The sequence below is a fragment of the Aeribacillus composti genome (assembly GCF_031760945.1).
GTDB lineage: Bacteria > Bacillota > Bacilli > Bacillales > Aeribacillaceae > Aeribacillus > Aeribacillus composti.
In genome coordinates this window covers 2,046,975-2,069,775 of the sequence record NZ_CP134501.1, presented here as the reverse complement: position 1 = coordinate 2,069,775, position 22,801 = coordinate 2,046,975, and the positions used below count along the sequence as shown (strand labels likewise).

18 protein-coding genes and 2 pseudogenes are annotated in these 22,801 nt (G+C 39.6%); 14 read left to right on the top strand and 6 right to left on the bottom strand.

Annotated elements, in window-relative coordinates:
- Positions 1–12: 12 nt before the first annotated feature.
- The 3 genes from RI196_RS10025 (at position 13) to RI196_RS18575 (ending at position 4,784) form a co-directional block, all read left to right on the top strand.
- Complete coding sequence (locus tag RI196_RS10025) at positions 13–1,608, top strand: site-specific DNA-methyltransferase (protein ID WP_311066176.1); 1,596 nt, start codon at positions 13–15, stop codon at positions 1,606–1,608.
- Positions 1,609–1,619: 11 nt separating this feature from the next.
- Positions 1,620–4,295: a DEAD/DEAH box helicase gene (locus tag RI196_RS10020; RefSeq protein WP_311066175.1), complete on the top strand. Its 2,676-nt coding sequence runs from the start codon at positions 1,620–1,622 to the stop codon at positions 4,293–4,295.
- 360 nt (positions 4,296–4,655) lie between these two features.
- Positions 4,656–4,784 carry a HepT-like ribonuclease domain-containing protein gene (locus tag RI196_RS18575; protein ID WP_375338748.1) on the top strand — a complete coding sequence of 43 codons (129 nt, stop codon included), beginning with the start codon at positions 4,656–4,658 and terminating at the stop codon, positions 4,782–4,784.
- Between the two features lie 199 nt (positions 4,785–4,983).
- Here the strand turns inward: RI196_RS18575 and RI196_RS10015 are convergent.
- The 6 genes and pseudogenes from RI196_RS10015 to tnpA form a co-directional block, all read right to left on the bottom strand.
- Positions 4,984–6,594 (bottom strand): annotated as a pseudogene (locus RI196_RS10015) (IS1634 family transposase).
- Between the two features lie 343 nt (positions 6,595–6,937).
- Complete coding sequence (locus tag RI196_RS10010) at positions 6,938–9,262, bottom strand: TOTE conflict system archaeo-eukaryotic primase domain-containing protein (protein ID WP_311066173.1); 2,325 nt, start codon at positions 9,260–9,262, stop codon at positions 6,938–6,940.
- A gap of 6 nt (positions 9,263–9,268) precedes the next feature.
- Positions 9,269–9,469, bottom strand: a pseudogene (locus tag RI196_RS18735) (IS3 family transposase); the annotation flags it as partial.
- A gap of 56 nt (positions 9,470–9,525) precedes the next feature.
- On the bottom strand, positions 9,526–11,103 hold the full coding sequence (gene tnpC, locus RI196_RS10005; RefSeq protein WP_094245431.1) for an IS66 family transposase: 1,578 nt from the start codon (positions 11,101–11,103) through the stop codon (positions 9,526–9,528).
- Positions 11,104–11,164: 61 nt separating this feature from the next.
- Complete coding sequence (tnpB, locus tag RI196_RS10000) at positions 11,165–11,521, bottom strand: IS66 family insertion sequence element accessory protein TnpB (RefSeq protein WP_003352857.1); 357 nt, start codon at positions 11,519–11,521, stop codon at positions 11,165–11,167.
- Positions 11,515–11,835 carry an IS66 family insertion sequence element accessory protein TnpA gene (gene tnpA / locus RI196_RS09995; protein ID WP_311066156.1) on the bottom strand — a complete coding sequence of 107 codons (321 nt, stop codon included), beginning with the start codon at positions 11,833–11,835 and terminating at the stop codon, positions 11,515–11,517. The genes tnpB and tnpA overlap by 7 nt, the downstream gene beginning before the upstream one ends.
- A 229-nt stretch (positions 11,836–12,064) precedes the next feature.
- Between tnpA and RI196_RS09990 the strand changes: the two genes are divergently transcribed.
- From RI196_RS09990 to RI196_RS09940, 11 genes are all read left to right on the top strand, one after another.
- Positions 12,065–12,349 (top strand): head-tail connector protein, encoded by a 285-nt coding sequence (locus RI196_RS09990; protein ID WP_311066172.1) that lies wholly within the window; start codon positions 12,065–12,067, stop codon positions 12,347–12,349.
- 12 nt (positions 12,350–12,361) lie between these two features.
- Positions 12,362–12,703 carry a phage head closure protein gene (locus RI196_RS09985; protein ID WP_311066171.1) on the top strand — a complete coding sequence of 114 codons (342 nt, stop codon included), beginning with the start codon at positions 12,362–12,364 and terminating at the stop codon, positions 12,701–12,703.
- Entirely contained in the window at positions 12,700–13,149 is a 450-nt protein-coding gene (locus RI196_RS09980; protein ID WP_311066170.1) for an HK97-gp10 family putative phage morphogenesis protein, read from the top strand. The genes RI196_RS09985 and RI196_RS09980 overlap by 4 nt, the downstream gene beginning before the upstream one ends.
- Before the next feature lie 6 nt (positions 13,150–13,155).
- Positions 13,156–13,539 (top strand): hypothetical protein, encoded by a 384-nt coding sequence (locus tag RI196_RS09975; protein ID WP_311066169.1) that lies wholly within the window; start codon positions 13,156–13,158, stop codon positions 13,537–13,539.
- Between the two features lie 2 nt (positions 13,540–13,541).
- Positions 13,542–13,949, top strand: a complete 408-nt coding sequence (locus RI196_RS09970; protein WP_311066168.1) for a phage tail tube protein — start codon at positions 13,542–13,544, stop codon at positions 13,947–13,949.
- A gap of 116 nt (positions 13,950–14,065) precedes the next feature.
- Complete coding sequence (locus RI196_RS09965; protein ID WP_311066167.1) at positions 14,066–14,320, top strand: hypothetical protein; 255 nt, start codon at positions 14,066–14,068, stop codon at positions 14,318–14,320.
- A gap of 200 nt (positions 14,321–14,520) precedes the next feature.
- Complete coding sequence (locus RI196_RS09960; RefSeq protein ID WP_311066166.1) at positions 14,521–14,685, top strand: hypothetical protein; 165 nt, start codon at positions 14,521–14,523, stop codon at positions 14,683–14,685.
- Positions 14,686–17,925 carry a phage tail protein gene (locus RI196_RS09955; RefSeq protein WP_311066165.1) on the top strand — a complete coding sequence of 1,080 codons (3,240 nt, stop codon included), beginning with the start codon at positions 14,686–14,688 and terminating at the stop codon, positions 17,923–17,925.
- Between the two features lie 11 nt (positions 17,926–17,936).
- Positions 17,937–18,284 (top strand): DUF6711 family protein, encoded by a 348-nt coding sequence (locus tag RI196_RS09950; protein ID WP_311066164.1) that lies wholly within the window; start codon positions 17,937–17,939, stop codon positions 18,282–18,284.
- A gap of 13 nt (positions 18,285–18,297) precedes the next feature.
- A complete protein-coding gene (locus RI196_RS09945) occupies positions 18,298–22,365 on the top strand; it encodes a hypothetical protein (RefSeq protein ID WP_311066163.1) in 4,068 nt (1,355 codons plus the stop codon).
- Positions 22,362–22,769, top strand: coding sequence for a DUF1617 family protein (locus RI196_RS09940; protein ID WP_311066162.1), 408 nt, complete (start codon positions 22,362–22,364; stop codon positions 22,767–22,769). Before RI196_RS09945 ends, RI196_RS09940 begins: the two co-directional genes overlap by 4 nt.
- The last annotated feature ends 32 nt before the right edge of the window (positions 22,770–22,801 follow it).

The following is a 22,801-nucleotide window of genomic DNA, read 5'->3' as shown; positions in this document are numbered from 1 at the left end:
GGAGGGAGTACATTGGCTCAAAAACAAAAACTAGAACTAACGTGGATTGGCAAAGACGAACAACCAAAGCTTGAACCGCGCATTCTTCTCGAAGATCTGGAACTTTCTTATCACGCGAAGGAACGAGTGACGGAAAATGATATTTTTGATAACCGGCTTATTTTCGGCGATAACCTGTTAGCATTGAAGGCGTTGGAACAGGAGTTTGCAGGGAGAATAAAATGTATTTTTATCGATCCTCCATATAATACAGGAAATGCATTTGAGCATTATGATGATGGATTGGAGCACTCTATTTGGTTAAATATGATGAAGAGTAGACTAGAAATATTAAAAAATTTGTTGTCCGATGATGGTTCTATTTGGATAGCAATTGATGATACAGAACTACATTATTTAAAAGTAATGTGTGACGAAATTTTCGGCAGAAGCAATTTTTTAGCAAATATTATTTGGCAACATAGCGTACAGTCTAAAAATGATGCTAAGTTTTTCTCTTTACATCATAATTCAATTCTCGTATATAGAAAATCAGAAAAATTCGTATTAAATCGTCTACCTAGAACGGAGGAACATAATACGGCATATAGAAATCCGGATAATGATCCCAAAGGTCCTTGGAGAAGCGGGGATGTAAGGAGTCCGAACTATCGTGAAAATTTAAGATATAAAGTTATAACTCCAAACGGAAATGTTATTGAACCACCGGAAAACGGTTGGAGATGGAATGAAGAAACATTCTGGAAAAAGGTGGATTCTGGTGAAATTATTTTTGTTGAAAACGAAACAAGAGTTCTAAGAAAAATATATCTATCTGAGCAAAAAGGAAGGGTTCCTGAAACTATTTGGTTTGGCAATGAGGTGGGTACTACAAGAGAAGCTACAAATGAAGTTGCTAGGGTTGTATCAAATGAAGAGAAATTTGCTACTCCTAAGCCAGAAAGATTAATTCAGCGAATAATTGAACTTGCAACAAACGTAGGAGATTGGGTTCTTGATTCTTTTGCCGGTTCAGGTACGACTGGTGCGGTGGCTCATAAAATGGGGCGTCGTTGGATTATGATAGAACTTGGTGAGCATTGCCATACGCATATTATTCCGCGAATGAAGAAAGTGATCGATGGGACCGATCAAGGAGGAATTAGTAAAGCGGTGAATTGGCAAGGCGGAGGCGGATTCCGCTATTACAAGTTGGCGCCAAGCCTGTTAAAGAAAGATAAATTTGGTAATTGGATTATCAATCCGGAATACAATGCGGAAATGCTGGCGGAAGCAATGTGCAAACATGAAGGATTTACGTACAATCCTGATCCAGAAGTGTTTTGGAAGCAAGGTCAATCGACGGAGAATGATTTTATTTATACAACAACACAGCTTGTTACGCAGCAAATGGTTGAGGGAATCGTTGAACAAATGAAAGAAAATGAAACATTATTAATTTGCTGCAAAGCATTTAATGTTAATATCGATGATTTCCCGCAAGTAACGATTAAAAAAATCCCACAGGCAATTTTAAACAAGTGTGAATTTGGTCGCGACGATTATAGTTTAAAAATTAATGAATTACCAATGAAAGAAAAAGAACCGGAACAATTAGAGCTATTTTAGGGGGAAGAGAGATGAATCGTATCGTTAGTGCTATTTCATCCCGGCTTAGTCTTCGAAAACCACAAAAAGAATCACTTGAAATTCTTGCCGAAGTGATTGAACACTTCGGCTTAAATAAACATAATGATCCCGAATCTTTGAAAGAAAAGCTAGAGGCTGTTAATGGGTTATTCCCGTCAGTGACTGATTTTGAACGAGAGTTTCCTTCGCTCTGTTTTGCGTTGGCAACCGGTGTCGGAAAAACACGTTTAATGGGAGCGTTTATCGCTTACTTACATATTGCAAAAGGAATTCGTAATTTTTTTGTTTTAGCCCCTAACTTAACAATTTATGAAAAATTAATCCAAGATTTTACGCCAAATACACCGAAATATGTATTTAAAGGGCTTTCCGAGTTTGCTAATAAACAGCCAAACATTATTACCGGGGATAACTATTTTCAACAGGCACTTTTTTTAGATGATCCAGAGATTGTGAATATTAATATATTTAACATTTCTAAGATTAATAGTGAAGTGAGAGGCGGAAAATCGCCAAAAATTAAGCGGTTAAGTGAGTATTTAGGGGAGAGTTACTTCGATTATTTGAAATCCCTTCCTGATCTTGTTCTATTAATGGATGAATCGCATCGTTACCGCGCGTCTGCTGGGGTTAAAGCAATTAATGAATTAAACCCAATTCTCGGCTTAGAATTAACAGCTACACCACAGGTGGAAAGCGGAAATAAGACGATTCCTTTTAAAAACGTGATTTATAGCTATCCTTTGTATAAAGCAATGGAGGATGGTTATGTGAAAGAGCCGGCTGTAGCGACGAGGGAAAATTTTAATCCAGTAAAATTCGACAACGAACGAGAGTTAGAACGTTTAAAATTAGAAGACGGTATCCGTGTCCATGAAGAAACGAAATTAGAGTTAGAGTTGTACGCTCGGGAAAACAACGAAAAATTAGTAAAGCCGTTTATTCTTGTCGTTGCCCAAGATACGAATCACGCCGAAGAACTTATGAATATTATTGAAAGCGATGACTTTTTTGATGGGCGTTATAAAGGAAAAGTCATTACTGTTCATTCCAATCAGCGTGGCGAAGAAAAAGATGAAACAATTAAAGAATTACTTGCTCTTGAGGATCCAAATTCAAAAGTTGAAATTGTCATTCATGTGAACATGTTAAAAGAGGGATGGGACGTAACGAATTTGTATACGATTATTCCACTCCGTGCCGCAAACTCAAAGACGTTAGTGGAACAGTCCATTGGTCGCGGTCTCCGTCTTCCATACGGAAAACGCACAGGGGTGCCGGCAGTCGATCGTTTAACAATTATTGCTCATGATAAATTCCAAGAAATTATTGATGAGGCGAATAATCCGAATTCCATTATTCGTCGCGGGGTTGTCATTGGCCGTGATGTGGCACAGACAGAAAAGAAATTAATCACAATCGAATCGAACGTAGAAGTATCATTAATCGATGAGTTAGTTGGAAGGAAGGAATCCGCCACTCCTGAAGAGGAAAAGAAACTAGAAATCAAGAAAAATATTGCGGAAACCGTTGTAAGAGCCATTGCCAAGCAACAAACGTTATATAGTTCTAAACAACTAAAAGATCCTGCCGTCCAACAACAAATTATTAGTGATGTTAAGGAAACTTATACGGTATCCCAGTTGTCTTTATTTGAGGAAGAACCCGAAAAAGTGATTGAGGAAATGGTTGCAAAAGCAGTTGGTTTACTTCCTGATCTGTCCATCGAAATCCCGAGAATTATCTTGCAGCCGACCGGAGAAATCTCATGGGGCTATCACGATTTTGATTTAGATTGCAGCTTAATTCCGAAACTGCAACCAGTTGCTGAAAATATTTTGATTGAGCATTTGCGTACTCATCAAAGAGAAGTGTTACAAATTAAAAAAGATGTAAATACAACAGAAGAGCGTTTAGAAGATTATCTTGTCTTTCACCTAATGGATTATCCGGCTGTTTCTTATGAAGATCATGCTGAATTGTTGTATAAGCTATCGGGACAATTGATTACGTATCTTCGCAGTTATTTAAAAACAGAAGATGATGTAAAAAATGTAGTTGTTTACAATCAAAAACGTTTAGCACAGTTAATTTACGCGCAGATGAAAGAGCATTATTATGAAGAGCCGACAAATTATGAGGTCATCGTTCGAGTTGGTTTTGATACATTAAAAAGCAGCAGCGTAGCCGTGGACGCCAATGAGGAAGTACGTGATTTCCGACAGCCAGTAGCAAATAAAGCGGCGATTCGCAGTATGTGTTTTGGTGGCTTTAAGAAATGCCTGTACCGAACACAAAAATTTGAATCTGACGCTGAACGAAAATTTGCCGTAATTTGTGAAAGCGATCCGTCCGTTTTAAAATGGCTGAAACCAACGCAAAATCATATCAAAATTTACTATAATCAAACACAAGCATACATCCCGGATTTCATTGTTGAAACAGATGAAAAAATGTATTTATGCGAAATCAAGGCAACAAACAGAATCGAAGAAGACCAGGAAGTAGCACTGAAAGCCCAAGCTGCCATCACCTGGTGCCAACACGCTTCTAAACACGCCCGCGAAAACGGCGGCAAAGAATGGGTATACTTATTAATCCCACACGATGATGTCGATTCGAATAAGACGATTAAAGGGTTAGGAGCGGTTTATAGGCAGAATTAAGCTTGCAAGGATTCCAGAGAAGATAAATGGTTAATTATTCATTTCCGGCAGAAGTTGTCATAGCTTCTGTCTTTTTTGTTTTTTACAACAGAATTCGACAAATATTTTTGATGACTTTTGATATTGTTTGGGGTGTATATATAGGCCTACTTTATCCAAAAATAAGGGACATGCCGTTTCATTCGGTTATAAGTTAAAACTTTTAGTTTATGTAGCTAATAAATCTACTTGACAAATAGTTATCAAAGAAAGGCTGTAGAGCATAAGATATCAACACTTCTATAGAGAGGAATCTTAAATGTCGGAGGGCAAAGTGATTTTTTTTCTAAATATGAAGGGTGGTGTATGTAAAACAACCCTATGGCTGGCATGAGAGATATGATAATTCACGGCTATTTCTCCATTAATTATCGAATTGTCTGGGATGTTGTTCAGAATAAGATTCCTAAGTTAAAACTACATGTTGAGCAGTTACTAATTGAAAATTAGAGTGGATATTTTTAAAGACCAAATCTTTTTGAGTTAGCATAGAAGATGATAATCGATAATAATTTACTGTCGTTAAAAATCCATACTATCTATTTTCAACCGGCGTTCTCTTAAACTCAAGTTTGACAGAGTACACTAAAGAAAAGCCCGAAAATACTGGTGTTTTGGACTTTACCCACAACACGTACCACTACACTTGTTAGTGGCACGTGTTTTTTTCTAATACTCTAGGAGGCGCTTGTGTGACAAGTGCTTCAAATGCTAGATTTGCTTGACCTTGTAATTCTGTACGAACGATTTGCTCTTCACCATTCACGCGTATTTTCGAGGCCTTCATCTGGCTTACATCATGCAAAATATCCTTTACACTTGTTTGGCATCCTATTTCTTTTAGCTTATAGGCCAAAAAGGATTCCATGACAAGCGCAAGGAAACAAACCATGATATGGCCTCGAATACGAGATTCCACTCGATGGTACATCGGGCGAAGTTCTAGATTCGACTTCAGGTTACGAAAGGCTTGTTCCACTCTCCACAACTCTTTATAGGCAAGTGCTGCCTCTTCATCCGTTAATGACGAGTTGGTACGAATGGCGTACTTTCCGTCAAACTTTTCGTCATTGGATACCTTCTCTTCATCAATTTTGGCCGATGCTTTTTCTATCGTTAAAAACTTGGAATACGCACGGTTTTTGACGAGTCCAGATGGACCGAGTTCATCAAGCTTCGATTGAAGGTTTTCTAACACGACTTGACGACTCGCTCGATCACGTTCTTCAGCGTCCGGATTGTAACAGAGTACATACGTTTCGCCATCGATTTTCTTTGACTTCACTTTTAGATTCGGGAGAACCTTCTTATATGGCCCACGGATGGATAATAGCTCTTGGGCTTTCTTCGACTTTCGTAATTTGACACCCACAATATATTCCATGCCCAGTTCACGAATTTGATCTAAGTTGGCTTCACTAACCATTCCGCGGTCTCCCACTAGAATGACTTTCTGAATAGGATAGCGCTTCTTCAGGTCTTCAACCACCATGCCAAACGTCTTCGTATCATGCATGTTTCCAGGGAAGACTTGATGTCCAATCGGAATCCCTGTTTTGGTCATTAATAAGCCAATCACGACTTGTTTTCGATCTCCACGATGATCTTTGGAGTAACCATAGTGAGCCAGCAGTTCGTCTGCTTCCTCTCCTTCGAAATAGGTGCTTGTCGTGTCGTAAAACACGATATCTACTTCTAATGAGGTTAAATCGGTTAAATGTCCATAAAGTTGTTCCTCAATTTTTTCTTTTTGTTCACTTAAGAAGTCTAATGCACGATAGTAGTGATGGAGTTGGATGTCTGAAAGACCTTCTGCATAAATCGTGTCGATCCATTGTTTGAAGATATAATGTTTACTATTGGGATCCATGAGACGGTTTAACACCATAGCAAAAATGGCTTCGTCATACTGAGAAGCAGCCTCGGAATCATCCATGATTTTACGTAATAGCCGACCAAGCCCTAACTTTTCCCATACCTTTCGGAACAGATAAACCGGCCCAAACTCTTTCGTCCAAAGCACGGAGACAGAAGAGGAAGAGCCTTACCCGTGAATTCGGTCAAAGTAACGCTCTGAAAATTTGGCTAATCCCTCGATTATGTTATCGACAGAGCCATTCTCTAATAAATGTTCTAACCTCCCTAGATTACAAAGCGTTTGTTGCCGAACTTTATTGTCTACACGAAAAGTACGACATATTTGTAGATATTGACGAACTGAACCATTTTTATTTTTTTGCTTATTAATTCGAATATACATAGCACTAATAGTATAACATATATTACATATTATTGGATATACAAAAGTTATCCACATAACACTACATAATGATTATATTTTCGATAAAAAAAGTGGATAACTATTGGTATAATCACCTTTAGTTATCCACATGTAGTGAAATGGTGTCAAACTTGAGTTAAAATCTCTAGTTGCTCATCAAATGTAGTTGGACGTTTAACATTTGCTGTATTTTCTAACCCCCATAAATAAAAAAGCCCCACCTTGGTACACATTGTAAGAGTCGAGGTGGGTTCTGCTAATTTAATCGTAATCTTGTGTAAGTGAAGTGAAATGAAACATACACACATTTCTATAACTAAGATTAAAACAACTTCATCTGTTCGTTGTACAAAGTGTTTTTTTCATCTAACACATAGCCCATGGCGCGGTATCCCGCCAATCTTTTTTCAAACATCTTTTGCATCATCGGGATGTTTTTATCCACGTAGTCATATACACGTACTTCTTGTTTATTTGCATGAATTCGATGCAAGCGTCCGACATATTGTTGCAGGGTGCCTTTCCATGAAATCGGCATGGCTAAAAATAGAGTATCTAACCTCGCATCGTCAAATCCTTCACCGATATATTTTCCTGTTGCAATCACTAATCTTTCCATGTCATCAGGAATGGAAGAAAGTCGATGCAATTGTTCCATCCGTTCTTTTTTCGTCATATTCCCGGAGAGTACAATAATATTTTTAGCAAATCCTTTAAATAATTGCTTTAAAATTTCAACATGTTCAATTCGTTCTGTTAAGATTAGCGGACAACGACCTTCTTCAAGCGCAGATAACACATCATCAAATAATTGCTGATTTCTCTGTTCATTGAGTGCTGTTTCTTTATAAAGTTGCTGAATATCGTTGTGTGAGGACGTAAAGTTCGTATACCTCGGAATTAAACGATGAATAAATGGCCTTACTTTTGCTTGGGTTTTCCCGTCAATTTTATAACGAATAGGACCACATTGCATGTGAATAATAGGGTGTAAACCATCTTTACGAATCGGTGTAGCCGTTAGCCCATACACATACTTGGCGCGAACTTGTTTTAACACTTTCTCAAAGCTAAAGGCAGAAATATGATGGCATTCATCGACAATGATTTGGCCATATCGGGTAATAAATGACTTCAACTGACCTTTGTAATTTAAGCTTTGAATGGTTGCTATATCAATTTTTCCTGTTATTTTGTTTTTTCCGCCGCCAATTTGTCCGATTTCTTTTGATGAAATATTAAGAAACGTTGATAATTGCTCCAACCACTGTTGCATCAACTGTGTCCGATGAACGATGACTAGCGTATTAACTTTTCGTTCCGCAATAAGAGCGGACGCTATAACTGTTTTACCAAAACCAGTGGCTGCTGAAAAAACACCTGTATTGTGTTTCAATAATTGCGATATGGCATCGTGTTGCTGAGAAGTTAACTCACCTTGAAATTCCACCTCAATTGTCTGGCCATCGAATTGATCATCAATGATTTCAGTTTGAATGGATAATGACGATAAAAGGTTAATAACCTCCTCCAAACAGCCGCGCGGTAAGACTAAATATCCTTCCTCATCCCAAGAGCAATTAATCACTCGTGGTATTCCGTATGTAGACATGCGATTTTTCTGAGCTTTATAAAATTCAGGATTCGCTAATGTTGCTAGTTTCGTCAACTTAGTTAAAAGAGAAGAGGGGACTCTATCATTTGGAATGTATAGACCATTCTTTAATTCAATAGTAATTTTCTCTGGATAAACTTCGTTTACAGTAATAGATTTATTTTCGTAAAGCTGTACCACATCTTGTACTTCTTTTTTTGTCATCGTTTGAACAGAAGATAGATACAGCCATTGGTCTGGATAAGGAGTAAAGGATTCATCGACAAATACACTATTGCCGTTTATCCTTGGCTTTCGCTGAAGCGGCAATGCGATTAAATTTCCGAATCCGCCTTTTGGAAGCGTATCTTGATTCGGGAATAATCGATCATAGGAGTCTAAACCTATTTCATATCGTTTTTCCATTGTTTTAGTGAGCAATGTCATTCCCATTTTGCGAGCTAATGAAGCAGGAATCTCTTCGGAGAAGAAAATCCATACGTGTGCACCATTCCCAGATCTTGATCGTTCAATGCTATACGGTACGGAAAACTCTTTACATACACAAACAAACGCCAACACATCTTCTTGCCAATTCTTTTTGTCAAAATCAATCGCCAAAAAGAAACACGTTTCATCTTTTTGCATCGGATAAATTCCAACCGTATGCTTTCCGCTTAAATGATCGTACAGTACTTGATCATTTAGCGGTAGCAATATTCGATGCGGACACTCACTGCATTTGATCTCCGGTTTTCGACAAAGAGGTGGTTGCCACTCATAGGCACAGGCAGGTGTATATCCCGCACGGCCGTTTTTTGACTCCCAGCGAACCGCATATACATCAGTCCGTCCTCGAAAAAGCCGCTTGAATAATCGTATCTTTTCTTCAGGGGACGATTGGTTGTTGACTATAGAACTAGCCGTAGTTACAGAATTACTTTTTTCTTTCTTTTGCATCATCGTTGAAAGAATGTGTTTTAAATATTCATTTTCTTTCCTTAAACGTTCGCATTCCGCAAGAGCTTCTTGCAACTGAATCCGGATATCCATGACTTTACCTCGTTCGTTAAGTACCTTTGTAATTTTAGGACTACCATATAGGCCTCTTGATTCTAAATGTGCACGTTTAATCTTAGCTGCTAGCTTTTCTTTTCGTTTCTTTTGTTAACTCTTTTCACGCTTTTTCCAAGCATAATATCCACTTTTTGCAACACCTAATACTTGGCACATCTTCGCTACACGAAACTCGTGTTGGTGTTTTTCAAGTAAGCGTAAAATAATCCCCACCTTTTAATGATAGGGATTAAATACTATTATTGTGATAAGTTATTAAAAACCCGACAATTCAAAGGAATTGTTTTGGACCAAGGAAGTAGTTGATCAAGCTCATCCATATTGCTTATATCCATATTGGGAAGCCTTTCAAATAAGTAGCGAAGATAATAAAATGGATTTAATTTATTCTCTTTTGCTGTCTCCACAATACTGTAAATGATTGAGCTGGCCTTAGCTCCTTTCGGAGTATTGCTAAAAATCCAGTTCTTCCTTCCGATCACAAATGGTTTAATGGATCGTTCACTTCGATTATTATCGATTTCTAAACGTCCATCCTCTAAAAATGCCACGAGTTTTTCCCATTGGTTGAGGCAGTATGTAATGGCTTGACCTAATAGACTCTTTGGTAAAACATTGCTTTTCTCTGTTTTTAGCCATGCTGAAAAAGCCTCCAACAATGGTTGGCTGTGTTTAAGTCGTTTTTTATATCGTTCTTCTGGTGTACATTCTTTCAAATCACGCTCGATGGCAAATAGCTGATTACAGAAATTGAGTCCTTCCCGAGCTGTGACTGCTGAATGACGTTTGGATTCAGGAAGTACGTTTAAAGCCTCATCGAACTTTCTGCGGGCATGAGCCCAACATCCAACTAATGTTACGCCGGATACCTTATGGTATCCTGCATATCCATCGACATGCAGGTATCCTTTAAACCCTTTTAGGAATTCTTTGGCATGTTCTCCTGCTCTAGTTTCCTGATAGTCATAAAGGACAAGTGGTGGATCCTCTCTTCCAGTCCGATAAAGCCACATGTAAGATTTCGATGTGCTTGACCTTCCAGGTTCATGTAAAACCTGAACAGTTGTTTCATCCGCATGTAGAATGTCTTTAGAGAGGAGATGCTCTTTCATTCGTTGATAAATTGGCGCAAGCCATTTTTCGGCACCATAAAGCATCCAATTGGCCATGGTTTGCCTGGATAAGATCACACCTAATCGTTTGAACTGTTGTTCTTGGCGATATAGAGGTAGCCCCTCTACATATTTTTGATTCATAATATATGCCATGCTTGACGGTGAAGCTAAACTTTTTGGATACACAGATTTTGGGGCAGGTGCTGTAACGATTGGTGTCTCTATTTCATTACGCTCACAATGACGGCATCCATAGACATATCGAACGTGTTTTAAAACTTTGACTTGAGCCGGAATAATCACTAATTCTTGTCGTACTTCTGTGCTCATTTCGTGTGTTTTTTCACCGCAACACGAACAGACCTGCTCTTCTTCGGGTAAACGATATTCAATCGTTTCCATAGGCAGGTTTTCAAACGTAGCTTGACGTTGACCACGTTTCTTTTTACGACGATATGTAATTGTTTCAACAGTTGGCTCTTCGGCTTTTACATTAGACTCTACCTCTGCTTCATTGAATAAAGGTAGTTCTAATTGATTAGGATTTGTTTTTTCGCTTGAAGAGCCAAATTTTCGTTTTTGACTAAGACGATACTGTTCTTCATACCATTGTAATTTCGCCGTCAATTCAACGATTTGCTGTTGAAGTTTTTCAATTAATTCAAATGGGTTTTGGTTAGGATTCTTTAAATTTTTCATCATGTAGTAATAATTCGACGGTTTTAGCTATTTTCCTCCAAGGTTTTTGTTAAAAGTAAAAAATTCATATAACTGTTCTAGCCTTTACTTCTGGGTGTGCTTTCTTTTGCTCCATTGCAAGACCATCCAATAACCAGCGTAATTGCCGATAACTAATTTGTATCGTTCCAGTGTCATTTTCATTTGGCCATTGAAATTTTCCTTTTTCCAATCGACGATAATAAAGCCAAAAACCATTATAGTCCCAGTGAAGAATTTTTAATTTATCTCGCTTTCGATTACAGAACACAAAATAGCTTGATGAAAAGGGATCTAAATCAAATCCCTCTTTCACCAAAGCAGCTAATCCATCAATGGATTTTCTCAAATCAGTACTTCCTTTTGCCAAGTAAACTCGTTCAGCTCTTGTACCAACTAACATGTTGATTTCAACGTCCTAACCACTTCTGAAAGAAAGGCCGGATCGAAACCAGGTTTTACTTCAATTGAAATCCCACTAATTTCAATCCGTAATGAATTTTCAACTGTTTGTGAATGATCTTCTAGGGTAACGGATGCCCATTTTGTAGACTTTCCTTGATTTTTTATTGGATTTTCAATTTTTCTTAACCAGTATTTAAACTGGTGAATATTCCATTGATTTTCCTTGCACCAGTTTACTTGAGTTTGACCGCTTTTACGATAGTCAGCGATTCGTTGTTCCCAAACCTTTCGTAATTCAGGATTCTTAGGCATAAAAAAACCTCCTTCAATTTCATCTTGAGGAGATTATCTCATGAAATTAGCACACCAAGAAGGTGTGCAAGATTTGACGCTTACAAAATAAGAGCTTTGGTTAGTTTTGCGGGTAAAGTTACAATGGCCCCTGGACAAATCCGCGATGTTCCGGATGATATTGCAGAAGATTTAATCCAGGCAAAATATGCCGAAAAGGTGACGACTTCCAAAAAGTCGGGTGCAAAAAGTGAAAATAAGTGAAGTCACTATTGATGATTTAAAAAAATATGCTCATGTTTATCACAGCGAGGATGATTCTTTATTTGAAAGTATTTTAGTAGCTTGTAAGAACTACATTCAAAAATACACTGGATTGTCAAATGAGCAAATGGATGAAAATGAAGATTTAACAATGGCTTTGTTTGTATTAGCCAATGAATTATACGACAATCGCACCTACACGGTGGATGGCGACAAGGCAAATGTAGTTGTTAAATCCATTTTGGATATGCACTCCATTAATTTGTTGTAGGGGGTGCTTCTGATGAAGAAATATAGGATTAACCCAGGAGAATATCGGCATATCATTACAATCCAACAAAAAACTAAAATCCAGAACGATTATGGTGAAGAAATTGAGGATTGGGTAGATTTGGTCACTACAAGAGCTGGTATTTATCCCATTAGTGGCAAAGAGTTTTTTGCAGCTGAGACGGTAAACAGTGAAGTTACCCATAAGGTGAATATGAGGTATATCCCAAATAAACATATTTCTCCTGATATGAGAGTTAAGTTTGGTGATCGATATTTTCATATTGAATCCGTCATTAATTTCCAAGAGAAAAATGTTGAATTGCAGCTCATGTGTAAGGAGTTGGTCAAATGAGTATCAGGTTTAAGGTCGAAGGCATGGATAAGCTGCAAAGAAAGTTGAAACGTCTTGGTGATGTGCCGCAAAAATATGTCACTCAGTCGTCGAGAAAAGCAATGCGTATTGCGTTGAATGCGGCCAAACAAAATGCACCGGTAGATACTGGGGAATTAAAGTCTGGTATGAAAATGGTTGGCGAACGTTCTAGGGTAAAAGGAAAGAAAGTCTACCGGGTTGTATTCGATCGTGCCAAAAATGACGTATTCCAAAAGAAGAATAAAAAAGGAGAAATCATCGGATACTATCCAGCTTCTCAAGAATATGGATTTTTTGCGCGGAATGGTCGTTATATACCGGGCTATCATTTCCTTGAAAAAGCATTGACTGGTAACGCTAGAAAGATCGAAAAAACAATAGTAGATGAGATGATGAAACATGTTGATAAAGCATTAAAGGGGTGATGTTGGGTGGAAAAAGCGTTGCGCTACGAGTTGAATCAAATACCAGAAATCACAAATAAAATTTATCCAACGAATGCCCCAGAAGGTAAGGAATCACCTTATCTTGTCTATATCCTATCTAGGTATGAACAAACAAAAACGCTAACTGAAATCAAAAACAACATAGAATCTAGCTATCTATTAAATGTGCTCGCTTCATCGTATGCACAAATGAAAGAACTAACAAAAAAAGTAAAAGAGAAAGTACTTACCTTCTACCAACGAAACATTGGTACGGAAGGTATTTTTATTGCTGATTTAACAGTAAATAACATTTCGGAAACTTACGAATCCGAGCTCGGTATGTACCGAGGAATCGTTGACATCACATTTTGGTATAAGGAGGAGTAAACATGGCTGAAAGAGCGATTGGAACGAAATTGAAAAAAGGCACGACTGTAATTGGGGAACTGACGTCTATCGGCGGTTTGGAGCTTTCTGCTGATACGCTGGATACTACGACTTTGGATAGCGATGGCGGATACCGCACATTCGTTACAGGCTTTAAGGATGCGGGCGAGGTTTCAATCAGCGGCTATTTCAATCCGCAGCATCACAAAGGCCTTTACGACGATTTCGAAGCAGGAACAGAACAACAATATACAATTGAATTCCCACCTAAAATAGGCGCGAAATGGGAATTCAAAGCGGTTGTGACAGGATATAGCACAGGCGCAGAACTTGAAGATCTGATCAGTTTTGAGGCGACGCTAAAAGTGAGTGGAAAACCAACATTAACTGTAAGTGGATCAGGATCATAAAGCTAGGCTTTTGGCCTGGCTTTTTTATTAAATTAAAAAGGAGAGTGAATAATATGTATGCGCCTATCCAACTTGATAAAGTTCGCAATTTCCGATATGGCATGAAGGCATTATGTTTGATTGAAAAGAAATTAAAAAAGCCTATTAGCAAAATCGATTTCGAAAATATGAAAATGGAAGACTTGGCAGTCATGTTATGGGCAGGTCTTGTTCATGAGGATGAAAGCCTAACTCCCGAAAAAGTGATGGATTTGGTTGATGAATATTCAAATCTACAAAAAGTCACAGAAGCTATGTCGCAAGCTTTCCAAGCTTCGATGGGAAATGATAGTGAAGCAAACGATGGAGAAAATGAAGAAACAAAAAACTAAAAACAGGTAGTGGTGACGAGTTCTCTATAAATAAATTACTCGAAACTGCTACCTTTATTGGTATTTCTCCACTTGAATTTTGGGAGCTAACACCATACGAACTTCAAATATATGTCAAAAACTACACTCGAAGAAAAGAAGAAGAAACAAAAGAAAAAATTACACAAGCATATATAACAGCTCAATGGACGGCACTGTTTATGTTTGGAAAACAGAAGCCTCCAAGCCTAGAAAAAATTCTGGGTCAATTAGATAAAAGAAACAAGCAAATGGACGCTAAAGACATGTTAGCAGAGGTAAAACGTCTTAATACTTTATTTGGCGGATCAATTATGAATCCCCTGGGTAAGAAAGGAGGGGAATAGGTGTCACAAAACCTCATTATACGTGGTGGAGCAGACTTTTCCGGTATCAAAAAAGAAATGGTCAAAACCCAGGAACAACTCAAAAATTTCCAAACTAGTGTTAGTAATACAGTACAAAAAGTTGGAGCTGTTCTTGGAGCTATTTCTTTTGGTGTGCTTGCTAGGGATAGTATAAACATGGCCAAAGACGTTGAGGCGAGTCTTGGCCAAATTCAAAGGCTAATGGGAAGTAGCGCCGATGAATTCCTGAATTGGGCTAATACCCAAGCGAAGGCCTTCAACATGTCGAAGGCCGAGGCATATAAATACGGTTCAATTTTCAGTAACTTGATCAGTACATTTGCACAGGATACAGCGCAAACTGCACAATATACGCAAAAACTATTGGAAGCTGCGGCGGTTGTGGCAAGTGGAACCGGTCGGACTATGGAAGACACACTTGACAGAATTAGGTCAGGGCTCCTAGGCAACACAGAAGCCATCGAAGACCTTGGAATCAACGTGAATATTGCCATGATCGAAAGCACTAGAGCATTTCAGCAATTTGCAAACGGGCGTTCCTGGGACCAACTCGATTTTCAAACGCAGCAGCTGATCCGGTATTTTGCAATTCTAGAGCAAGCAAGCACGAAATTCGGCGATACGGTGGCGAATAATACGGCCACCAGGCTTGCACAATTCAACGCGACACTTTCCAACATCAAGCTGAATATTGGAAACGCCCTCTTGCCGGTATTGAACGCAGTGTTGCCGGCTCTTTCAGCTTTTGCAGCAAAAGTCGAAGCGATTACAGCGAAGATTGCACTATTTTTTCAGGCCCTATTTGGTAAAGGTGCTGTCAAGCAAGCCAAAGTCCAGTCACAAGCTGTGAAACAACAATCATCTACAGTATCAAGCCTGGGCGGTGCTTTTGGCGGTGCTTCAAAAGCTGCAGAAAAAGTTGCCAAGGCTACTGGTAAAGCAGCAAAAGCAACAGAAAAATTAGCCAAAGCCCGGAAGAAAGCCTATACGCAGCTTGCCGGCTTTGATGAAATCAACAACATCAAAACATCGACGGCAGCCGATTCTGGTGGTTCCGGATCCGGTGGTTCAGGTAGTGCTGGCGGCGGTGGCGGCGGTGGCGGCGCAACGACAGTCAGCGCTCCGGTATTGGACACAAGCGGATTCGACAATTCGGTCGGTAAAATTCCAAAACGGATCCAAGAGATGGCCAACAAAGTGCGGGCCATCTTTTCTAATTTGAAGAACTTCATCAAAAAGAATAAGGACGAAATCGTTGCGACGCTTGCCGGTTTGGCTGCTGCATTTCTGACGTACAAGCTCATCACGAACTGGACCAAAATGACGATGGGTTTGAAAAAAGCGTTCGGTGCTTTGAAACTGGCGTTCCTAGGGATATCCCTTCCTGCCTTGGCCGTTGCTGCGGTGGTCGGGCTTCTTGTTGGTGCGCTTGTCTATCTGTGGCGGACCAATGAAAATTTCCGGAACAAAGTGATCAAAATATGGGAAGCAATCAAGTCCGCGGTCGGGAAAGCGATTGCTGCTGTCGTTGATTTTGTCAGAGAGATGATCTCGAAAATCCACAATTTCTGGAAAGAAAATGGCGCGATGATTCTACAGGCAGCACAAAATATTTTCGATGGCATCGTGGCGGTTATCAAGTTTATCATGCCTGTAATATTGGCAATTGTGAAATCTATCTGGGAGAACGTCAAAGGCCTTATCAGCGGTGCTTTGGACGTCATCCTTGGCCTTATTGAATTTTTCGCCGCGCTCTTTACTGGAAACTTCTCTGAAATGTGGGAAGGCGCAAAGCGTGTATTCAAGGGTGCAGTAAAAGCGATCTGGAACCTTATGAATTTGATGCTCTTTGGGAAGATTTTTGGCGGCATCAAAATTTTGGTTACAAAGGGTATTGGACGATTTAAAACCTTTGCTAATGGCGGGAAAAAGGTTTTTGAAACTTTTTCAAATGCAATCGGGAAAATTGTCAATGGTGCATACAACATTTTGAAATCAATAGCAACCGGCATTTATAACACATTCATCAAACCAATCGGGAACTGGCTTAATAACAATTTAAAACCGGTTTTTAACTCTGTTTTTAATAGCGTGAAAAACATTGTTAACAACGCTTGGAACACACTTAAAACAGTAGCGTCAAATATAAATAATAATTTCGTAAAGCCCATCGTCGATTGGTTGAAGAACAATCTTAAATCTGCGTTTGACACAGTTTTCAATGCGGTTAAATCGATCGTAAATAGTGCCTGGAACACAATGAAAACTATAGCTTCGTACATTTTTAACAATTTCGTAAAACCCATCGGTGAATGGTTGAAGAACAATCTCAAGCCAGCGTTTGAGACAGTTTTCAATGGTGTGAAAACAGTCGTCAACAGCGCATGGAATACAATGAAGACTGTGGCTTCATACATTTTCAATAATTTTGTGAAACCGGTTGGTAATTGGCTTAATAACAATTTGAAACCAGCTTTTAGCACGGTTTTCAGTGGTGTGAAGACGGTAGTTAGCAGTGCCTGGAACACGATAAAATCAGTCGGCTCAAATATATACAACGGGTTCATTAAACCCGTTGCAAATTGGCTAAATAAAAATTTGAAACCGGCGTTTTCAACTGTTTTTAATGGGGTTAAATCGGTTGTCAGTAGTGCTTGGAACACGATAAGAAATATAGCGGGATGGATCAGAGAAAGACTAGGCGGTGTAGTGTCGTATGTGTCCGGATCATTCAAATCTGGATGGAACAAAGCCTGGAATAGTGTGAAATCGATTTTTTCAAAAGTTTTCAACAGTCTGTGGGGCATAGCTAAAAAACCGATCAACTTGATCATAGATGGGATAAACATCCTAATCCGTGGACTAAATAAATTCAAAATTGATATACCGGATTGGTTGGCCAAGCTGACTGGGGTAAAAGGCGGAAAATTTGGCTTTAATATTCCTACTATTCCAAGACTTGCCCAAGGTGGATATGTGAGGGCGAATAACCCGATGCTTGCTATCATCGGTGACAACCGAACAGAAGGTGAGATTGTTGCCCCAGAATCAAAAATCTATGAACAAACATTCCGTGCGGTTACAGATGCCTTGCGGCAAAATGGCGGCGGTAATTTAGAACTGACCATCAACCTCGGATCCACACGCATTTTCCATGAAATTATTCGTGGAATCAATACCGCACAAAGACAAGCAGGAAAAACGCTTCTAAACGTATAGAGGTGGTATATATGCTCAAAATTAATGGGGTTAGCATTGCTACCCCAAAATCTTTCAAAGTGGATATCATGGATCTGGACGGTGAGTCCAACCGGAACGCAAGAGGTGAGCTAATTCGTGACCGAATCGCCGTAAAGCGAAAAATCGAGTGCGAATGGCCGCCTCTTTCTATGTCTCAAATATCATCGATTTTAAAAGCCGTGCAAAATGTATTTTTTCAAGTTGAGTATCCAGATCCTATGGAAGGCAAAACGATCACAAAAACGTTCTATGTTGGGGACCGTTCCGCACCGATGTATCGAAACAAAAACGGAAATATTTTATGGGAAGGTCTATCAATGAATTTTATAGAGAAGTAAGGGAGGGTTACGAATGTATAACGTATCAGAAAACTTTAAAAACGCAATCAAAAGCTCGTCAAGACTTCTAAAAACAAAAGTATTGATCAACAACAATGAATACGACGAAACGTATATTTCTGATATGTCATTTGAGGATACATCTAACCCTTCTGGACAGTTTGAGATCGGTGCGGTTGCGTCTGCAGTTTTGAATATTTCGCTTATTGGTGTTAATGAAGTATTTGAAACCGCAACAATTAAACCTTTTATTGGACTAGATCTAAATGGATCTGTTGAATATGTTCCTCTAGGTGTTTTCTATGTAGATGATGTTAATAGAAAGAAAGATGTCATCCAACTTACTTGCTATGACGGTATGATCAAGCTGGAAAAGGCGTATTTCTCCGATTTGACATATCCGGCCACTATTTCAGCAGTTATGAACGAAATCTGCAACAAAACAGGTATTCAATTCGTTGGAACACTACCAAACTATCAAATACAAACCAAACCAGAAGGCTACACTTATCGCGAGGTTGTAGCTTTTATTGCTCAAATGTGCGCTGGTTTTGCAAAGTTTGATCGGGATGGAAAGTTGCGGATCAAGTCATATGCGACCACGTCAGAAACCATTACGGCGGACCATTACATCGATTTTTCCAAGAAAAAGGACGACGTTTTCCGGATCGACAAAATCACTTGTCAAGTTGGGGAAAATACGATCTCGAAAGGCGCACTTTCGGCTGGTGGGAGCGAAGTCCAATTCGAGAATCCGTTCATGACGGATGCAATTTTAACAGACATATATAACAAACTTAAAGACTTCCAATACATGCCAATGTATCTAAAGTTTAACGGTAATCCTGCATTAGAATGCGGGGATATTGTTACATTAGTCACGATTGATAACGAAACTTATAAAATACCTATCATGGTAAACAAACTAAATTTCGCCGGTGGTTTGACTGGTGAAATAGAATCCGTTGGCGAAACGGAAAATAGCAATCAGTTCAGTTCTAGCGGTTCACTAACTAATAAGGTTGAAAGAGTGGTTTACGAGCAAGCGCTGATTAACGAGGCGCTGATTGACAAAGCAACGATTGAGGATTTGGAAGCGACAAATGCGCGCATTGATGATCTCATCACGAACGATCTTGCTGCGATCAATGCTGCAATTCAAAATTTGACCGCAAGTAAAGCAGATATCGAAGATCTCAATGCCATTAATGCCCAAATAGAAAATTTGCGGGCTGAAAAGGCCAATATAACCGATCTTGAAGTTATTAACGCCCGAATTGATGATCTTGTGGTAAATGATCTTGCCGCAATCAATGCCGCCATTCAAAATCTGCAAGCAGACAAGGCGAATATTACCGATCTGGAAGCAGTCAACGCGCGCATTGATAATCTAAAAGTTACCAGCGCAATGATTGAAAATGCGGCGATCACGACCGCAAAGATCGCCTTTGGTGCGATTACGTCTGCCTTAATTGCCGATGCAGCTATCACGTCGGCAAAAATTGAAGACGCTTCGATTACGAGCGCGAAGATTGCTCAGCTCAGTGTTGGCACGGCCCACATTATCGATGCGGCGATTACCACGGCCAAGATTGCAAATGCTGCGGTGGATACCGCCAAGATTAAGGACGCTTCGATCACCAACGCAAAAATCGCAAACCTTGCTGTGGGGACTGCTCAAATTCAGGACGCGGCCATTACTACCGCGAAGATTGCAAACGCCGCCATTACTTCGGCCAAAATTGGAAATGCCCAAATCCAAAATGCACATATAGCGACGGCTGCTATAGATTCGTCCAAAATTCAAACTGCTTCGATTACGACCGGTCTAATCGCAGACGGCGCCATCACCAGCGCAAAAATTCAACAAGCGGCCATCGGAACGGCACAGATTGCCGATGCTTCAATCACCGATGCGAAGATCGCCAATATTTCGGCAAACAAAATCAATGCGGGCACGATCAACACCGGCCTAGTCACGTTGTCGGGGCCGAACAGCAAATTGCGAATCACCGGGAACCGGCTGCAAGTCTTCGACAATCAAGCCACGCCGGTTGAGCGTGTGAGCTTGGGCGATGTCAACGGAGATGGCTCGGTGTTTGGCTTCCGTGTTCGTGGTGCTGACGGGCAAACCATTTTGCTTGATGAGAATGGGGTACGATCGGAAGGTATCACAGACGGGGCCATCACAAATCCGAAAATTGCAGACGGTGCTGTTGGAACAGGTGAATTGCAAGACGGATCCGTAACCAATGCGAAAGTAGCGAACGCTTCTATCGACACGGCAAAAATCAAAACCGCATCTATTACGACAGCTTTGATTCAGGACGGAGCGATCACATCGGCAAAAATTCAAGATGCTGCGATCAGTACGGCCAAAATCGCGGATGCTGCTATCACGTCTACAAAAATCGGAAATGCGCAAATCGGATCTGCGCATATAATTGACGGTTCAATTGGAACAGCTGAGATTGCGAATGCTGCAATCACTCAAGCTAAAATCGCGAATCTTGCTGTAGGTACTGCTCAGATTCAAGATGCAGCTATTACCACAGCAAAGATCGCGAACCTTGCAGTGGATACAGCTAAAATAAAAGACGGTGCAATTACGAATGCAAAAATATCCGACGCAACCATAACGGGAGCAAAAATCGCAAATGCCTCTATTACAAACGCACATATAGCAGATGCAACGATAACGAGTGCAAAAATTGCTAATTTAGATGCCAGCAAGATTACAAGTGGTACCATAAATTCTGATCGTATCGGTGCTGCATCTATTACGGTTGATAAATTAAGCGTATCGACACTATCAGCTATTTCTGCCAATCTGGGAAATGTAACTGCTGGAATTATTGACGGGGTAACTATCTATTCTAGGCGTACCGAAGTACTTCATGGATCAGACATTAGGAAATATAAAATTACCATAGATAGTGGCTCGATTCTCACAGAATTAGAAATTCCGCCTACAGGTGCTAATAGAGCATACACATCTTCTGCGGAATTGGTTGGTAACGAACTTAAATTTATTGCTCATCAACAGACCTTTACTGGAACTACATTATTAAATGTAAATACATCTATACATCAATCTGGGGCATTATTTTGGAAAAGTGTTTATGATTCTAGCCTTTCACAACTTGTAGATACTCATTTGAGACTAGAATCAGATTTTGGTACTTCACATGATGGTTATGTTGGACATTTATATGGTGGATTAAAGTTTTTGCGTGATTTAGCAGAAGTGCATGTTATCAACTATGCTGATAATGCTTTAGGATCTATGAAAGCTGACGCATTTTATTTCAGGTATATAAGAGGTAATTACAATCATGGTAATGTATTAGTTGATCATAATAATGGTAATGTTACATTGAGCGCTTTGGGTGGTGTATTATACGTAGGCTATTACGCCACAAACGAAGTGCGAATGCGTGCGGGGGGCTCAGATACGCATATTTTCCAATCAGACGGTGGTATTATATTTGGGGGAAATGGACGTGTTGTGAGTCAAGGTACTACAACATATATACAAGGTGATGAAATAAGAGCAACGAAATTTAAATCATCAGCAGATTACGTAAATTTCAGAGCAAACTGGGTATACGCAGATTCTTTGGATATAAATAATGGGGTAAATGTATATATCAGACCTAAAAGTGGCGGCGAAGTGAGAGCAACGGTAACAGGGACAACTGGTACTTACGTACCTGTGCGTGCTTCTTCTTTTCCAACAGGATCTCTCGCAGAGTATAAACAAGATATACACGTATGGGACGAGTCAGCCCTTGAAAAAATTAGACAGTCAACCATTTATGAATACAGATTAAAAGGAGAAGTAGAACAAGGAAAATATCGTTGGAGACAAGGATTAGTTATTGGTGAAGGATACAACACACCGTCCGGCGTTATCGATGGAGATGGTGTAGAGCAATACCTCATGAACGCCTGGTCCTGGAGAGCTATTCAAGAGCTTGATAAAAATCAACAGAATATGCAATCTGAAATCGAGTGGCTTAAACTCGAAAATCAATATCTCAAGCAAAAAGTAAAACAATTGGAGGAGATGATAGCATGATTCTAAAAATCGAAAAAGCAAAACTTGCACCAATCATAAATCTTTTCTATGATCTTTCGCTCCGGGGGAAACAGTCTCGACACCGGAGCAAATTTATTAAACTTTTAAGCGAACGTTTGGAAGAATATCAGGAAGATCTCAAAGAACTGCTCAAAGAACATTGCAACCTAGACGAAAAAGGGGAACCTATTGTAAAAGAAGACAACACGTTTGACGTGAAGGATATTGACGCATTTATTAAAGACAGGAAAGAATTGGATGAAGAAGAAATCGTCATTGAGGGCGGAGATTATCAAGACATGCTTAAGACGGTAAAAGAGATTTTGATGAACTGTGACCGGGAATTTAGTGGGCAAGAAGCGATGATCTACGACTACATTTGCGAACGGTTCGAAGCCGTTTAGGTAGTTTTTTAATTTTGCTTTTAACCGTAAAC

Excerpts from the sequence above, each read along its gene's own strand:
- RI196_RS10020 (WP_311066175.1), top strand. The coding sequence starts at position 1,620 with ATGAATCGTATCGTTAGTGCTATTTCATCCCGGCTTAGTCTTCGAAAA.
- RI196_RS18575 (WP_375338748.1), top strand. The coding sequence starts at position 4,656 with ATGGCTGGCATGAGAGATATGATAATTCACGGCTATTTCTCCATTAAT.
- RI196_RS10010 (WP_311066173.1), bottom strand. The coding sequence starts at position 9,262 with ATGGATATCCGGATTCAGTTGCAAGAAGCTCTTGCGGAATGCGAACGT.
- tnpC (WP_094245431.1), bottom strand. The coding sequence starts at position 11,103 with ATGATGAAAAATTTAAAGAATCCTAACCAAAACCCATTTGAATTAATT.
- tnpB (WP_003352857.1), bottom strand. The coding sequence starts at position 11,521 with ATGTTAGTTGGTACAAGAGCTGAACGAGTTTACTTGGCAAAAGGAAGT.
- tnpA (WP_311066156.1), bottom strand. The coding sequence starts at position 11,835 with ATGCCTAAGAATCCTGAATTACGAAAGGTTTGGGAACAACGAATCGCT.
- RI196_RS09985 (WP_311066171.1), top strand. The coding sequence starts at position 12,362 with ATGAAGAAATATAGGATTAACCCAGGAGAATATCGGCATATCATTACA.
- RI196_RS09980 (WP_311066170.1), top strand. The coding sequence starts at position 12,700 with ATGAGTATCAGGTTTAAGGTCGAAGGCATGGATAAGCTGCAAAGAAAG.
- RI196_RS09970 (WP_311066168.1), top strand. The coding sequence starts at position 13,542 with ATGGCTGAAAGAGCGATTGGAACGAAATTGAAAAAAGGCACGACTGTA.
- RI196_RS09960 (WP_311066166.1), top strand. The coding sequence starts at position 14,521 with ATGTTTGGAAAACAGAAGCCTCCAAGCCTAGAAAAAATTCTGGGTCAA.
- RI196_RS09950 (WP_311066164.1), top strand. The coding sequence starts at position 17,937 with ATGCTCAAAATTAATGGGGTTAGCATTGCTACCCCAAAATCTTTCAAA.
- RI196_RS09945 (WP_311066163.1), top strand. The coding sequence starts at position 18,298 with ATGTATAACGTATCAGAAAACTTTAAAAACGCAATCAAAAGCTCGTCA.
- RI196_RS09940 (WP_311066162.1), top strand. The coding sequence starts at position 22,362 with ATGATTCTAAAAATCGAAAAAGCAAAACTTGCACCAATCATAAATCTT.